This is a genomic window from Kineothrix sp. MB12-C1, from assembly GCF_030863805.1.
Lineage (GTDB): Bacteria > Bacillota > Clostridia > Lachnospirales > Lachnospiraceae > Kineothrix.
In genome coordinates this window covers 3,458,342-3,474,811 of sequence record NZ_CP132957.1, presented here as the reverse complement: position 1 = coordinate 3,474,811, position 16,470 = coordinate 3,458,342, and the positions used below count along the sequence as shown (strand labels likewise).

Sequence of the window (16,470 nt, the reverse complement as noted above, 5' to 3'; positions counted from 1 at the left end):
TAGATTTAAGTTTTTCATTGGAAATTTCCCATCAAAAGTTCGTTTCCCCATGGAAATTCCATGGGAACATTCTAATACAACATCAATTTTATAAGCTTCTAACTACCAAACACTATCATCATCCATAGCATCCACCCACACCTGCATTTCCTTATCCATTGCTAACATCACATATTCCAGTGGATCATCAATTGCCAATGCATCCAATCTGCCCTGTGAATTCATAGTGGTCTTAATTCCATCTTCCCACTTCCCACAATCTAGCCGTAATATATATCCAGCCTCTTTCACTGCGCGTCCACAGTAATTATAATTTGTGATTTTTGAATTTATGTTATATGCAATTGCCATATATTATTATTCTCTACTTCGACACGCCAATATCAAAATAGGTTATTTAATCATATGCAGAAATTCTTCTTCACTGATAATAGTGACTTTCAGTTCATTTGCCTTTTTGTTTTTTGATGAGCTGCTTAAATTATCATTATTAATAAGATAATTGGTCTTAGCACTTACACTTCCAGACACTTTTCCACTAAAACTCTCAATAAGCTCTTTTAATTCATCTCTATTACCAAAAGTATTTAATGAACCAGTAATTACAAATGTTTTCCCCGATAAATCAACATTACTATTTTTATTATTCTCCTTTTGCCTTTCAAACGTGAACTCGTCTGCCAATTCCTTTACCCACAAGAAATTGTGCCGGACAAAATTATTCATACTATCATTCATAATCGCACCGAAATCATCAAGCAATGCCCAGTTGTAATTATTTATCCACTTATCATAAAAGTCTTCAAAATCACCACTTAAATACTTTGATATAGTTTTGCTTGCAGTTCTTCCAATAAGAGGTACTGAAAGTGAATAAATAAATCTATCAAGAGTCGTATTTTTACTCTTCTCTATATTATCAAGCAATTTATATACAGACTTCTTACCGAATCCGCTACATCTAATCCACTCACCGGTGTACTGTTTTAAATCATAGATGTCCTTAAAATTAGAAACCCATCCTTTATTTATAAGAAACTCAACTGTAGCTTCGCTCATTTCTTCTATATTAATGGCGTTTTTTGAACAGAAATGTACTATCCTCGATAACAACTTTGCACCACAACCATTATTACAGCAGTGAAGTGTCTTACTACCATTCTCGTTATGGATTTCTACCATACCTCCACAGCACGGACATTTATCCGGAATCATCCATGTATTACTCTTTGTAAGATTTGCATGTACCTTAGGTATTACCATGTTGCTTCTGTAAATTTGTATCGTGTCGCCAATTCCTAATTCTAAATCTTCTATATAAGATACATTGTGTAGTGTGGCTCTTGTAGTAATAGCTCCATCAAGATCTACTGGTTCAAAAATTGCTACCGGATTTATTAAGCCTGTCTTAGATGTGTTCCATTCAATATCTGTTAACTTCGTCTCATATAATTGATCCTGCCATTTTAAAGCCAACATATCAAGAGGGTGATGTGAAGTGGCTCCAAGGGATTTCCCATACCCTGTATCATCATAGCGGTAAATAAGTCCGTCAACAGGTAATCTAAAATTCTCTGGATTAAATTTACTAAAACACTCTTTTAAATTTCCTCTAACCATACAATGTTCCACAACCGGCATGTCCAAATCTGCTACATAGGCATAATTCCCTATTAGATTTCCAGATTCAAATCCATCTACTATATCAAACACGTAGTATTCTAACTTTCGTTCAATAGCGATATTAGCGTCTAACTGTCTCAGCGTCCCAGCTGCAAGATTACGTGGGTGAGAATACGTTTCTTCTAACTCGGAATTAATTTCCTCAAATGTGTCCCACGGTATTACACATTCTCCTCTAAACGTAATGTTTGCTGGCTCTCTTAGTTTAACTGGAAGATTAATGCAGTGCCTAAATGTATGAGTAACATCCTCTCCGACTATACCGTTTGATGTTGTATCATAAAAGTTGACACCCTATTCTCAAGGACTTTGATATATAATCATAATCAATACGAGAACAGGAGAAACAACCTATGGCACAAAATCAAAAATCTTATGACAATGAATTTAAAGCACAAGCTGTAAAACTTGCTCAGGAAATTGGTGGGCATAAAGCAGCTAACGAATTAGGGATTCCCAAGGGTACTATGTACACCTGGATAAAAGCCTTCAAAGAAGGTCGTCTCAGCGCAAATGACGCGGTTCATACGCCTAAGAATGCCTTATCTCTTAACGATGAGCTTATCGAACTCAAAAAGCGCATTAAAGAGCAGGATAAGGAAATCCGTCGTTTAAAAGAAGAAAATGAATTTCTCGAAGAAGCCAGTGCTTTTTTCGCAGCCAGCCGTCGGAAGTCAGCAAAAAACAGAGACTGATGTTTATTGCAACCAAAACTGATGACGGCGAGATTAAGGGCAAAATTTCTTTTTATTGCAGAGTGCTTCATGTTTCCAGACAAGCATTCAATAAATACCTAAAAGCAAAGGATGCTCCATGGAAATATCAGGAATTGGCAGATGCAATGCTTGATATTTGTAGTGAGGATGAATGTAATGACACTTATGGAAGAATCCGTATGTATCAGGCATTACAACTCAAACAGCCGGAGGGTATACACATTCCCGGCGAGAGAACTGTTTATCGTGTCATGGACGAAATTGGTCTTAATCACAAACCAAAACGCAAGCCTAATGGTATTACTAAAGCTGACAAAGAAGCCCGGAAATCAGATGATTTAATAAAACGTGACTTCACTGCTGAAAAACCTCTAAAAAAATGTATTACTGATATGACTGAAATAAAAGCTTCTGATGGAAAACTGTATGTTTCAGCCATCTTTGACTGCTCTCCCTGAACTTTCTGTGTAGGAGATCCAGTTAATATGTATCCTGTTTCATTTTCAAGAGCGAACAACTCATCGTACAAGTCGTCGTACTGCTTATCTGTCATGGTTAGATTATCGTACTTATAATAGGCATTTGCGGCTTTGTTTAGTTCTTCTACTAATTCTTTAATTCTATCTACTTTATTCAATAACATCCTCCTTTGAAATCCCCGTTTCTTGTATTGCTTATATAATAATTCTCCATTTGTAATAAATCTTTTGATCTATACATAGTATTTAATGGAGGACAAGCGAATGAATATCTCACTTACTACAATCAATAACAAATGGCTAAACCACCTTTTACAGTTATATATTTTCAAGTGTATTTATTTTAATTTTGTTAACTCATGCTACCAAAAGACTACTAATGATAGTATGGGTGTTATACATATTTTTAAGAGCATCGATAATGTATATCAATTAGTTGGTATAAATACTACGGTTAACTATTTGATTTCTGAATGGAAACTCTTTAATACCATTCCTTTGTTTCGGTTATATTAACTTATTGGTTTTTATGTAAGGCAGAAATCACTCTGCCTTGACTACACACTCTCTTGCTAATTTATCGTCCCTAAAGCCCTTAAAAACAGGCTGCCGAAATGAATCCTTTTCAGTCGGCATAGACTCCACTATGCACACTAATTCAGGTCTAACCCATATAGCTTCATCGTTGCCGGGAGGTATATATCCAAACGGTGAATAATCAATAATTTGATACTTATACTGATTCATAATCCTTAGACTCACACCGAGCGTTACATGTCCTCTATATACCAGCACATCATTGTCGTACTGTCCCAAGATAAGGCTTGTCATATTATTTGCTTTCTGAATATATCCACATACAACACAATCGTCATTCGCCATAACTTTGCACTTTATCCAGTCCTTAGTTCTTTTGCCTTGCCAATATAAACTAGACTTTCTTTTTGCTACGATTCCCTCTAGTTCCTTTACTTTTACAGCTTCGAACAATTCAATGCCATTATCTTCAACATACCTTGACACTGCCAAAAGATTATTCTCGACTACGGCTTCACTAAGATACTTTTTTCTTTCTATCAGTGGTAGTGAAGTAATGTCCTTATCTTTGTAATACAATATATCATATGCAATAATGCTTGCCGGATACTTTTTTGCAGCCAATTCAATTTTAAATGGATTACTTTTTAATGCTCTTGATTGAACTTCATAAAAATCGGGTACACCGTTTTTAAGAACAACCAACTCATGATCTAAAATACATTTTATCTTTGCTTGCTTATTTAAGTCTGTCAGTTCCGGGAAGAAAGGAATCATTATTTTATTTCTTTTATTCCGCATATCGACACTTTTATTATCAAGAAATGAGATACACCTAATCCCGTCCCATTTTATTTCATAAATATATTCAGGAGAGTTGAAAGCATCCTTCATTTCACTTATAAGCATAGGTTTAACATTTTTTTCATCAAATATATCCACTATGCAGTACCCTTCTTCGACATTTCCACAGTCTTTTTCATGGCTTCCATTAGGTCAATAATATTATCAGGTCTTGCAGTATCTGCCGTCTGGATTTCCCTTCCAGCTATCTTGGTTTCAATTGCTGTCCGCAATCTCTCCTGGTATTCATCATGATACTTCTCCGGTTCAAAAACAGATGTCATTGCATCTATCATGGTTTTTGCCATATCTAATTCAGCTTTATCAATAGTTGGTTTCACCGTAGAAACTGGGATTGCTTGTATCTCTGCTTGATAATAGAGTGTTTTAGCAATTATATTATCCTTAGTCGGATACAACACAATCAAATTTTCAGTTGTTCCTATTACTGTCTTTGCAATGGCAACCTCTTTTTTAGATAACATAGCTTGCCTTAATAACTCACAAGCTTTCTCGGCTCCAGCGTTTGGGACAACATAATAATTCTTCTCATAAAATATATGATCTACATCAGATAACTTCGTGAAATGCATAATATGAATAGTTTTGTCTTTATTTGTCTTTATTTTTTCTAACTCATCCTCAGTAAATGTGACATAGTTATCCTTTTCAAACTCATAACCTTTAATTATGCCGTCACTTGTTACCTCTTTGTTACATGATGGACATATCTTTTTATATCTAACTCGTTCATGGGTATCCTTGCAAAGCTGATTAAAAGATACGGATATATCTCTTGTAGTTTTATACAAACTTACCGGTATATACAACATCCCAACACTTATAGCACTTTTATGAGCAACTGCCATACTAGCCACCTCGTTTTTTGATTAGTATGTGTAGATTATGAGAAATTATCAGTATCCCTATCTAATGTTCTAAATCGTATCTCATTTCTCTCTTTTTCGTATCTTTCACAAAAGTCTTGATAGTCCTTCTTATACTTGTCTCTTTGTTTTAGAAAATCTTCTTGCGACCATTCTTTATAAGATGGATTCGTTGTTAATTCCTCATCTTTATCCGGTATGATATATCTCCGTAGTATTTCTAATACATCATCAAACTCTAAGCACTTGTCGCAATAATAATTTCCTGTGCAAATCTCAACACATGACTCCTTTAGTTCATCAATCATCTTATCAAAATCCCTAGCATTCATTGGTTTAAACACTCCCCTTAGGAATCCTCTCTTTCAATCGTTTACATCCCCGTAATTTGATGACTTTCAATAGATGCGCCAAACCATCGAACCTGCCTTAAAGGTATGTGTCTGTTATTCCCATCTTCCAAACGCATCCATAATAAATCACTGCCAAACCTCACCTCAGTTGCATTAAAATCTTCCTTATAGCCATCATTCCATCTAACCGTAACAACATTTACTTTCTTTTCTTTCATTTTATTACCTTTCTACAACTCCTTTAAAATCGTCATTTTGCTTGACAAACTTTCTCTCTTTGTATATAATTTAAATTAATTAAATATCTATTAATTTGATGACCAACTTACTAAAATAAAATCTTTAACCAGAAAATTTAATAGTTAATGAAAGTTATTTATTTTTTGAAACTATTAATTTGTCTATTTCTGGAAAGGTGGTTCCTATGGAGACTATTTTAGGAGTTGTTTTTATTTTGACTATAATCATATATGGCATTAAAGCCATATTGTATATATGTATCAAGGACAAGACACATGACATAAAAATAAAAACAAAGTTTTTTGATATAGAAATAACCAAACACGATACATATAGAGACGGGAAGTAACCGTCTCTTTTTTAATTATAATTATCATTTTCTCTACTTATATTAACATTCTCTAAAGCAATTAAAGCAATATTTAATGCTTGTCGTTCCCCATGCATTAGTTTTCTTTCTTCGCTATCTACAAGCTTTATTCTCTGTTTTATGAACTTAATAGAATAATCAATATTTTCTTTATTTAGAATATCATTACCACATAACCCAGCCCCGCTCTTCTCTTTATCTTTTCTACTATACTCGAATGCTCTTAACTCATCTTTGCCTAACCATGTGATCCACGAGCCACAATCATCACAATATAAACCAGTATTATTTCCTTTTACTTCTGTATGCAACGATATACTTTCGCACTTTTTACAGCAGTTTTGATACATTTATTCACCTTCCCTCGCATTAATATCTAATGAAAAATAAGATTCATTGTAAAATCATTCTGTCATATCATCTTTTAGAAGACTAAGGAACTCATGTAAATCAACTAAAGTTAATCCATTTTTGTTACAAGTGTTAGTACGCCCCAAATGTTTATACCAATTAATTACAGTTCCACTATCTCGATGAATTATATAAAATTCATCATCATAACGATGAAGAAGAAAATTATCATAATTTTTATTACAACCACATTCTACTTCAATATCAATTATTTCATCAGTAGTAAATACCTTCTTAAACGCTTGAACAAAATCATCTCTATCAAAATAATACTGTTCTAAAGTTTCTAAAAAATTAGATTTCATTTTACACTCTCCTATCTAATTCGTAAGCTTTCACCCTGTGGATCTAAGTGAGCAAATTCGCAATTAATAGAACCGTCCTGTCCTTCAAGCCCATTCTCTTTTAAATATTCTCTAATAGAATCTCCGTCAATTGCATCGGGCTGTGCAATCCTATATTCTTTGGGAACTTTTTCCACATCTACGTCAATTATTAATTTTCTTTTACCACCATTTTTCTGAATGTTGAATGAGAACAAATCCGTTGTAAATTTCTTTTTACCAGTCACTCTCATGCACATTTCAAGATTCTGTTTCAACCATTTAATTCTATTCTCAAACGTTTTCTTCCTACTAGATAACCTATTCGTTTCTTTTTCCAAACCATCAATATTAGATTCTATTGATTTAATAATCTTTGCATAACCATCAGCTTTCATTTCTATCTCATAATCAATTCCTTCGAGTGTATCCATGATAGTTTGTTCATCACACTCTTCATCTTCCAACATATTCATCAATTCTAAAAATTCTCCAGTTAATTCATATAGCTTACTCAAATAAAAATCCTCCTATGCTACTTTTAATCTGTGTCTATTTTCTAATAACATTTCTCTTAAAAATGTCTGTTTCGTCTTTACTTCTTTTGTCTGTATTGCTTTAGAAATAGCGTAATTATTACCAACTAAAACACAGTACTTCTTTGCTCTTGTAATAGCTGTATACAGTAATTCAGAGTTATTCATAATAAAACTTCCTGTGTCCATGCCAACTATTGTTGATGTAAAACCACTACCTTGCATCTTATGGACTGTACAAGCATACGCCAATTCAAGATTCTTAGAATCTGTCTTACTAAATACTACTTCTCCTATACCCACAAAATCAATCGTACAATAACCGTCACTTTCTATTTCCTTTACAATACCAATGTTTCCATTGAATACTGGTGTTGTATCACCTTCAGTGTTAGTACATTTATAGTTATTTTTTGTATTAAGAACCTTATCACCAATACGAATCATATATCTTTTACTATCTTCACTTTTCTTTTCAAGTAATATTTCAATCTCATTACCATCGTTAAATTTCGGGTTGTAAATTTCTTGTATTTTTGAATTGATATTGTAGCAAGATAATTCACCTCTTAACCTCATAGGTACACAAACTTGCACTTCCATAATGTCATTATATTTCTGCATCTCAGTCTGAAAATGATTCATTATATTTGAAGTCATGGACTCCTTAGAGTTTGTAATATCTAATTCCATATCCTTTAAGTCACCAAGAATGTCATTTCCTTCAAAGCTGTTCTTGATTTGCCACCTTAATTGATGTTGGAATGATACCACTCATAAGAGCTTGTCTGTGCGGTTTGGTAAGTTTCACTACTGGCAACACATTACTATCTAAAATATCTGCGAACACCTGACAATTACCAATAGGGGTTAATTGTTGAACATCTCCCATGATGATTACTTTTGCACCAGTCGGGATTGCCTCTAACAGTGATAAAAATAATGTTCCGTTTATCATAGTAGCTTCATCAATGAGAACGATATCTACTGCTAATTTATTCTCCTTATTGAACATAAACCGTCCATTTTGATATCCTAACGCTCTATGAATTGTACTTGCTGGTAGTCCCGTTGCTTCGGTGATTCGTACACTTGCTTTACCTGACAATGCACACGCAAGAATATTGTAATTATCATATAATGAACAAATACCGTTAGCTGTACTTGTCTTACCTGCACCGGCTAAACCTGTGAGTGTCATAACATGATTATCAAGACTCAACTTAATTGCTGATTTCTGTTCATCTGTAAACGAGAAACCTTGTTGTTCTTCTACTCTTGATATAATGCTTTCCCAATTGCTAATATTGAATGATTTAGGAACATAATCTTTATGTAGTTCTAATTCTAAGTCTTCCTCTTTTTCATATACCTTGATTAGTCCAATTTGTAATCTCAAAAGTTCTGTCATTATATTATTCTCTAAATCGTAAAACCTTTTTAATGCAATTTTACTTCCATTTTCTAATACAACAACATCATCATTTTTAATCATTAACTTAGCCGTTGCATTCACTACCTCCTCTGGAACAAAACCAAGAGTATCATATAGGGATTTCATTAATTCTTGATAATTCAGATAACTCTTACCAGCCTCACCTTGCTCATTCAAATGATGTAATAAAAATCCTTTAATTCTTCTAATATCGTATTGCCCCACACCTACTTTACAAGCAACCTCGTCAGCTTTTTTGAATCCAACTCCATCTACTCTTACTAAGTCATATGGATTATTTCTGACAATATCAATAACCGTATCTGGTGAATGATAAAAGTCCACTAACTTTTTGATGAAAGTATGTGTCAATCCAAGTTGTCCTAATTCCATATAGATAGAACTGTAATCTTTTGACTCTTCATATTCATCAATCATTTTCAGTGCCACTTGATTACCAATACCTTTAATTTTCATAAGAGATTTAACATCTCTGTCTTCCAATAATTTGATTACATCATCGTATTCATCAAATAATTTATCCACTAAATTTTCATTAAGGACGTTCTTTAAAAACTCTTTTTGTTTATCTTTACTTGATATATCCACACATTTGCTTATATAAACCAATTCATATGTATTACCATATATCTCATGAGTTTCAGCCAACTTGCAGAACACTTTATATGTTGTTCCATATTCTAACGTACAAACATTTCCCTTTAGTTTTAGACTTTGAATATCAATATCACAATTTTCTAGTCCTTTTGTTACGATAGTGCTAAAAATAGCATATTCCCCAGATTCTACTTTTTTCACATATTTTGGATAAAAAATCCTATCCAAAATCACTTCTACTTTAATTATTTTTTCCTCTTCCACTAACACACCTCACAATCAGTTAGAAGCGATTTTCCTTTTCCATAGTTTCTATACACGAGATCATACTGAGTAATTACATCATATTCGTTATTAATATCAGCAGCTACGATGTTAATACCATCATCATTCTTACCAATAATCTTTTTACCGAATTCCTTTTCTGTTCTTATTACATCAATAATATCTCCATCTTGTAATGGAAGAATTTTATAGACATGTTTATTAACCTTTGAATATCTTGTTTCACCAGTTTTCATATTATATATAATAATATTTGGTGATATAATATCTCTCGTGTTTAATACAAACCATCTATTATCATTTAATTCTTCATTTTTGTATCTGACAGTATTGAATTTAGAAACTTGCATTTCCATTATTTTATATGGTTCTATATCATCATTTTCAAGATAATCAAAAATCTCTTGTAAGGATTTTTTACTATCCAGTTCACCATAAGTTTTACCAGTCTTAGATAGAACACTGTTATTAATTACAATGCTTTTTACTTTTTCATTTGTAATCTTTTTGTCCAATGTTGATACAGTCATTTTATTTTTCCCATACAACTGATTGAAGTAATCTCTGAATGTCAATAATTTATTTGTTTTGCCGTAATTACTACAACAATCTGCAATTAAATATCCCTCCAATACCTTATTTGTAATATGATTTTCTTGGCATTTCTCTAGGAAATCGTAGAACGTTTCACTTTTACACATACAATCAAACAGTATATTTGGAGTTTCATCCACTTTTTCTTCTGTTTTTTCTGTAAATTGCTTGATTCTTTCATTAGCCGCATCAATATAATATTGTCTATCTAAGTATTCCGGAACTAACACACCATTAATATCATCGTTATTTATAAAACATCTATCAGGTGTTAAAGCAATTTTTTCATAACTCTGTTGTCCCTTTTCAACTTTAATTTTATAAATACCTTTATCCTCAGGCCTGGTTGATGCGAATACTCTATGCACCTTCTCTTTCAAAGGAATACCATCTTCTACAATCGTTTTGTCTTTTCCATCAACCTTTACGTTTTTACCAGTTCCATACACAACACCTTTAAATAATGTGGTCAACTTGATTACTTTTTGAAACTCAATTAGTTCTTTTGCTTCATTAATAGTATTCTCCACTGGAATATCATGAACGAAATAATTTACTAATGCTTTATTCAAAATTGGTAAGTCATAATCTATTGTTGATAATTTTTTTACATATGCTCCTTTGCACTTATAATGTCCTGAATCTAAATCAATTAGGAGATAATTGTTTACATCTTTCTGTACTAAGCGTCCGTGTTCATATACATCAAATTCTAATTCAAGATTTGTTCTAATTTCCCACTCTTTTGCAATTGCTTTGACTTTATCAACGTCTGCTAATTCTTTTACTCTTAGATAAATACCATCAGTATTCAACTGTAAAAGTTCACATATGTCTTCAAGTTTTGCAGCTAACTCTGTCAGATATAATTGTCCAGCAATACACACGTTGTTACTTTGAACTGGATCAAAACAAGCCGAATTTCTATCTTTAAGTATTCCATAAGCACTATTTATAACGATTTTTAAAGGTTGTTGACGCTTATCTTTAATCTTCTTCAGTTCTAAACGCCTATCTCTCATATTTTCAAAGTCTTTTGAATTCTTTAATTTTCTACTAGCAAAGCCTTCGTTTATCATTAATGAGGGATACAGACTCGCAACGTCGGCTGCAACTAAAATTCCTTCAAATATTTCATTATCTTTACTACCATGAAGTCCACCATATCCGTACACACAAGGGACTCCACCAACTGTTGTTACTAACTGTCGTGTGCTATTACTATTCACGTCAGTTTTTAAAGGTAGTTTATAACTCTTATTCTCAGGTTTTTTATACCAATCAACTATATATTGGTACTTTTCAGGCATTCTCAAATTAGCCGGTATTGTAATGTCAAACTCATCATCTAATGTATGCTGTTGCACTGCTCCAAGAATTGTTGATGCTAACTGTGCTTTAGTTTTATTAAACATCTCCATATCTAAATCAAACATTGAAATCATATCCAACTGAGCTTCAAAATCACCCATCGTAGCATCTAAAACCTTTAAAGTTTCTCTTACGTCATGAATGTTATAAGAGATAATTTCTTTTTCTTCCTCTTCGGCAAGTAGTCTTTCTATATCAAATGGTACTTCTGTTTCTTTAATTACATCTCCCATAAAAGCTTCTAACTGCTTTAATGATTTATCTTTTAGTATTACATCATAATTATTCAAATGGTATTGTTTTGAATTAGTAACGACTTGAAAACCTTTTTTGTCATATAATATTAATTGGTCATTTATATATGATGGATTCATCCCATCTAACAAACCTTTAAAAATAAACTGATCATAATACCTACTGTTATATCCAACATAAATAGCTTTTTTGTGAGCTTCGTAAAAGGGAATCGTTATATAACTTTATGATGTGGTTGGTAAATGATAGAAAAGACTAGGAAATCTTGGTTTTATCTGAGAAGAAGGGGATTATATAGAAAAGAAAATTACCTAGTGAACCTTGGGATGTTTGCAGGACAGAGTGTGTGCTACTGGAAGGATACAGAGGCGGTTATACCGTAGATGGTCTTACTGCGGCAGATTAACTAGATATAAAAATATTGGAGTAAACGAAAACGGTACTAATTATTATGGACATGTATCAGAATTTGATTTGACTAGATTACCAAACTATCAGTCGTTAAAATTGGGAGAAAATTTAATCGTTGAAATTTCAATGTTAAACAGTTCACAAATTTTATCATATAATACATGGATTTCCAAAGAAGACCAATTTAATATAAATGAATTTAACTATAACTCTGTTAAAATTACAGATTTTAATGGCATTAGAGATATTGAAGTTTGGATGCCTAGTGGTACAGAATATCAGTGGCGCGATACCTTTGCAAGATATGTTCCTTCAACAGGAAAGTTATATATTATTCTCGGCAGCACTGCTAAAGCATATAGAATTGCCTTATATCGTATATAAAAAAAGTAAAAAATCAACTTTAAAAATGTGAGTTTTATATCTTATAATTTTAGTGTATAATATTAACAAAACTTGAAAGAAGGAAAAATTATGATATTCAATTCATATATTTTTGTTTTATTATTTTTTCCAATAGTAATTATAGGATATTATTTTTTTATTTATTTAAAAAAATATCAAATGGTAACTTTTTATTTGATTGTTACCTCACTCTTTTTTTATGGATATAAGAACCCACTATCACTTGTTTTATTATTTCTTAGTATTTTAGTTAATTATCTTTTTTATAAAAGCATAAAGACATGTTACAGTAAAAATTTAATAAGATTAACACCGATATTTCTAGTAATTGGAATTGTTTCAAATATCGGAATGCTTTTATATTTTAAATATTACAACTTTTTTATAGACAATGTAAATATGATGTTTGAAACAAGATTATCATTTCGAAGTATTTTGCTACCTTTGGGAATTAGCTTTATAACTTTTCAGCAAATTGCTTTTCTTGTTGATACCTATCATAAAGAAGTGCCAGACTATAATTTATTAGACTATACCCTTTTTATCTCTTATTTCCCTCGTGTTATTTCGGGCCCAATTATACTACACAATGATTTTTTTTCTCAACTATCTGAAAATAAAAGAAAAATGAATTGGGATTTTTTTGCATCAGGACTATACTTGTTCGTTATGGGGCTTGGGAAAAAGGTCATTATCGCTGATATGTTTGCTAAATCGGTAAATTGGGGATATTCTAATATAGGGGAGTTAAATACTCCAAGTGCTTTATTTATTAGTATCGCATACAGCATACAAATTTACTTTGATTTTAGTGGCTATAGTGATATGGCGATAGGAATTAGCAGAATGTTGCAGATTGATTTACCTGTCAATTTTAATTCTCCTTATAAAGCAAATACTATATTGGATTTTTGGGATAGATGGCACATAACCTTGACCAGATTTTTGACCAAATATCTCTATATCCCTATCGGAGGAAATCGTAAAGGGAGTTTACGAACATATCTTAATATTTTCATTGTTTTTTTATGTAGTGGACTGTGGCATGGAGCTAGTTGGACATTCATTATATGGGGAATCCTGCATGGTTGTTTCATGATATTTACTAAACGCTTTACAAGTTTTATCAATAAGGTGCCTAAAATTATCAATAAATTAGCAACATTGTTGTTTGTAAATTTCACATGGATACTGTTTCGTTCAGAATCATTCAATATCTTTAAGCAAATGATAAGAGCAATTTTGCAAAATCAATGGGGTCGTTTGAATGAAACAATGTGTGGTTATTTCCAGCCAGTTTTGTTTGAAAACCTAATTAATATAGAAGTACCATATTGGATATGGGCAATTCTAGCTTTTGTAGCAGTATTTATTATAATATTTAGATGTAAAAATGTGATGGAAAAAGCTACTATGTTAAAGTATTCAACGGTTTCGATACTTTGGACAATTGTTGTGGCACTAATAAGTATACTTTCTTTTTCTGGTATAAGTACATTTGTATATTCTCGTTTCTAAGGAGGTTATTATGAAGGCAAAGAAATGGTGTATTGCTGTTTTATTTACATACTTATTTATAATGATAGGGATTGGAGTACTGGTGTTTGTAGTAGACCCCTATTTTCATTATCATGCACCCATAAGGGGACTGTCACATGAATTAAACAATACCATGTACCAGAATGATGGAGTTATAAAAAACTTTGATTATAATGCTATGATTATTGGGACTTCTACAACTTTTGGTTTTAATGCAGAAGAAGCCGGTAAGTTATTTGGTAAAGAATTTGTAAGAATTACTTATTTGGGGGAAGGATTTAAACGCATCAATCTAGCACTACAAAAAGCGATAGCTTATAATAATGAACTGAGTTTTGTAATTCGCGGAGTAGATCCCATATGGTTCGTAACAGATACAAACTATACAGGATACTCGGAATACCCCGATTATTTATATGACAATGTACTTTGGAACGATGTAAATTACATTTTTAATAAGGATATCTTAATAAATGATGTAATATCTGTGGTATGTAGGACATTAAGCTTAAAAGACGATACGTCGAATAAAAAAAATATGACAGTAATTTATACCTCTGATGATAATGAAGGAGATGCTTTACAGCGTTATACTCGACCTCCTAAAGAAGAAAAAATAATTGAGCAATCTGAAACGGATGAATTTTTTCGCCTGCTAAAGCAGAATATGGGCGAAAATGTTTTCTCTACAATTGAAGCAAACCCAGATATTACCTTTTATATTTTTATTCCACCGTACAGTATATGTTGGTGGGATAGCATTAATCAGTATGGCGTATCCGTTTTAGAACGTAGAATAAGTATGGAAAAGTATGTGATTGAGGAACTATTAAAATATAATAATGTACGCTTATTTTCATTCTCTAATAATTATGAACTCACGTGCAATATGAATAATTATATTGATGAGATACACTATAAAGAAGAAGTTAATAGTAAAATTCTTTCTTGGTTGCAGAACGGAAAATATGAATTAACAAAAGATAATTATTTAAATTATCTGTCTGATATTACGGAGTTTTACAGTAATTATAATTATGATAGCTTATTTGAATAAAAATGACAGCGATTATTAAATAAAACCGTTTACACATAAACCGGCACCCAAAAGTTAGACTAAAAGCTAACGATTGGAGGTCGGTTTTTCTATAGCTAAATATAGCTAGGAATTCAAACTCTTACAAACTTTTTGAAAGGAAATATGTATGTCTAAATCAGTCACAGAAATACTTGCCTATTTTGAATCACTATATAAAAATAAAGCAATCTACCTATGGGGTGCAAACGCTGAAATCATCACCCCCTCACTTTGCGATAAGCTTTACAAAACCTACGGTAATTCTACATACAATAAAACCTATTACGATAATAAATTAAAGGAAGGTCTCGGGAGAATCGGTGCTGATTGTTCCGGGGCCTTGTTCCCGGTAAGCGGCTTTGATACAACGGCACAAAATTATTACAGCAAATGCTATGAGAAAGGGATTATCTCATCTTTACCGCGCAATAAAGCATGTCTGGTATTCAAAGGTTCTTCAACTTCTGCAATTAATCATGTGGGATTTTATTGTGGAAATGGACATGTCATCGAAATGAAATCCAGTAAAGACAATTGTGTGAAGGCTACATTGGATGGAAATGGATGGAAATGGTACGGTATTCCCACATGGATCGACTACTCTTCTACTGGTATTTCTAATACTTCTTCCTCTTTAACTGCTCCTACCTCCAAATGTATCGATGTCAGCTCATACCAGGGAAATGTCGATTGGAAAAAAGTCAAATCAGCAGGCATGAACAAGGCTATCTTAAAAATTATTCGCAAAGACTTAACTTAACTCCTGATAAAAAATTCGAAGAATATTATCTGGGCTGTAAAGAAACTAATATTGACGTTATTGGTGTTTACAATTATAGCTATGCGACTACTGCTGCAAAAGCAAAAATAGATGCTCAGAAAGTCCTGGCCGTATTAAATGGCAGAAAAATAAAAGTATGGTTAGATGTAGAGGATAAGTGTCAACAAGGGCTTGGCGCTACCTTAAAAGACATCATCAACGCTTATCAGGAGGTAATTGAGTCTGCCGGATACGATTTCGGAGTATATACGGGAATGAGTTTTTACACTTCATATATTATATATAAGTCAAATTAAATGTAATGATTGGTGGATTGCCAG

Annotated in this window: 18 protein-coding genes and 1 pseudogene; 7 read left to right on the top strand and 12 right to left on the bottom strand. The window is 32.4% G+C overall.

All coding sequences use genetic code 11. The features are described from left to right. Positions 1-102: 102 nt before the first annotated feature. The gene (locus RBB56_RS15965; protein WP_306719954.1) at positions 103-351 is read right to left on the bottom strand and encodes a DUF6061 family protein; all 249 of its coding nucleotides are present in this window, start codon (positions 349-351) and stop codon (positions 103-105) included. Between the two features lie 42 nt (positions 352-393). After that, positions 394-1,905, bottom strand: coding sequence for an NAD-dependent DNA ligase LigA (ligA, locus tag RBB56_RS15960; protein ID WP_306722190.1), 1,512 nt, complete (start codon positions 1,903-1,905; stop codon positions 394-396). 131 nt (positions 1,906-2,036) lie between these two features. Between ligA and RBB56_RS15955 the strand changes: the two genes are divergently transcribed. Both RBB56_RS15955 and RBB56_RS15950 read left to right on the top strand, forming a co-directional pair. Next, entirely contained in the window at positions 2,037-2,378 is a 342-nt protein-coding gene (locus tag RBB56_RS15955; RefSeq protein ID WP_236875328.1) for a transposase, read from the top strand. Then, a pseudogene (locus RBB56_RS15950) lies at positions 2,375-2,848 on the top strand (IS3 family transposase); the annotation flags it as partial. The gene RBB56_RS15955 and the pseudogene RBB56_RS15950, both read left to right, overlap by 4 nt. A gap of 573 nt (positions 2,849-3,421) precedes the next feature. Here the strand turns inward: RBB56_RS15950 and RBB56_RS15940 are convergent. The 10 genes from RBB56_RS15940 to RBB56_RS15895 form a co-directional block, all read right to left on the bottom strand. After that, the gene (locus RBB56_RS15940; protein ID WP_331525999.1) at positions 3,422-4,357 is read right to left on the bottom strand and encodes an ATP-dependent DNA ligase; all 936 of its coding nucleotides are present in this window, start codon (positions 4,355-4,357) and stop codon (positions 3,422-3,424) included. Further along, complete coding sequence (ku, locus tag RBB56_RS15935; RefSeq protein WP_306719953.1) at positions 4,357-5,127, bottom strand: non-homologous end joining protein Ku; 771 nt, start codon at positions 5,125-5,127, stop codon at positions 4,357-4,359. Before ku ends, RBB56_RS15940 begins: the two co-directional genes overlap by 1 nt. Before the next feature lie 35 nt (positions 5,128-5,162). Next, positions 5,163-5,477: a hypothetical protein gene (locus tag RBB56_RS15930; protein WP_306719952.1), complete on the bottom strand. Its 315-nt coding sequence runs from the start codon at positions 5,475-5,477 to the stop codon at positions 5,163-5,165. Between the two features lie 41 nt (positions 5,478-5,518). Then, positions 5,519-5,716, bottom strand: a complete 198-nt coding sequence (locus tag RBB56_RS15925; protein ID WP_306719951.1) for a hypothetical protein — start codon at positions 5,714-5,716, stop codon at positions 5,519-5,521. A 382-nt stretch (positions 5,717-6,098) separates the two neighbouring features. After that, entirely contained in the window at positions 6,099-6,458 is a 360-nt protein-coding gene (locus RBB56_RS15920; protein ID WP_306719950.1) for a hypothetical protein, read from the bottom strand. Positions 6,459-6,512: 54 nt separating this feature from the next. After that, a complete protein-coding gene (locus tag RBB56_RS15915; RefSeq protein WP_306719949.1) occupies positions 6,513-6,824 on the bottom strand; it encodes a hypothetical protein in 312 nt (103 codons plus the stop codon). An 11-nt stretch (positions 6,825-6,835) separates the two neighbouring features. Next, positions 6,836-7,360, bottom strand: a complete 525-nt coding sequence (locus tag RBB56_RS15910; protein ID WP_306719948.1) for a siphovirus Gp157 family protein — start codon at positions 7,358-7,360, stop codon at positions 6,836-6,838. Between the two features lie 12 nt (positions 7,361-7,372). Beyond that, positions 7,373-8,071, bottom strand: a complete 699-nt coding sequence (locus tag RBB56_RS15905) for an ATP-binding domain-containing protein (protein ID WP_306719947.1) — start codon at positions 8,069-8,071, stop codon at positions 7,373-7,375. 31 nt (positions 8,072-8,102) lie between these two features. Beyond that, on the bottom strand, positions 8,103-9,695 hold the full coding sequence (locus tag RBB56_RS15900) for an AAA family ATPase (protein WP_306719946.1): 1,593 nt from the start codon (positions 9,693-9,695) through the stop codon (positions 8,103-8,105). Beyond that, a complete protein-coding gene (locus RBB56_RS15895) occupies positions 9,695-12,067 on the bottom strand; it encodes a hypothetical protein (RefSeq protein ID WP_306719945.1) in 2,373 nt (790 codons plus the stop codon). Before RBB56_RS15895 ends, RBB56_RS15900 begins: the two co-directional genes overlap by 1 nt. 190 nt (positions 12,068-12,257) lie before the next feature. Here RBB56_RS15895 and RBB56_RS15890 point away from each other — a divergent pair, with 190 nt between their 5' ends. From RBB56_RS15890 to RBB56_RS15870, 5 genes are all read left to right on the top strand, one after another. After that, positions 12,258-12,731, top strand: coding sequence for a hypothetical protein (locus RBB56_RS15890; protein WP_306719944.1), 474 nt, complete (start codon positions 12,258-12,260; stop codon positions 12,729-12,731). Between the two features lie 90 nt (positions 12,732-12,821). After that, entirely contained in the window at positions 12,822-14,270 is a 1,449-nt protein-coding gene (locus tag RBB56_RS15885; protein WP_306719943.1) for an MBOAT family O-acyltransferase, read from the top strand. A 10-nt stretch (positions 14,271-14,280) separates the two neighbouring features. After that, positions 14,281-15,348: a hypothetical protein gene (locus RBB56_RS15880; RefSeq protein WP_306719942.1), complete on the top strand. Its 1,068-nt coding sequence runs from the start codon at positions 14,281-14,283 to the stop codon at positions 15,346-15,348. Between the two features lie 148 nt (positions 15,349-15,496). Continuing rightward, a complete protein-coding gene (locus RBB56_RS15875; RefSeq protein ID WP_306719941.1) occupies positions 15,497-16,129 on the top strand; it encodes a hypothetical protein in 633 nt (210 codons plus the stop codon). After that, positions 16,060-16,446 carry a GH25 family lysozyme gene (locus RBB56_RS15870; RefSeq protein ID WP_306719940.1) on the top strand — a complete coding sequence of 129 codons (387 nt, stop codon included), beginning with the start codon at positions 16,060-16,062 and terminating at the stop codon, positions 16,444-16,446. The genes RBB56_RS15875 and RBB56_RS15870 overlap by 70 nt, the downstream gene beginning before the upstream one ends. Positions 16,447-16,470: the final 24 nt, after the last annotated feature.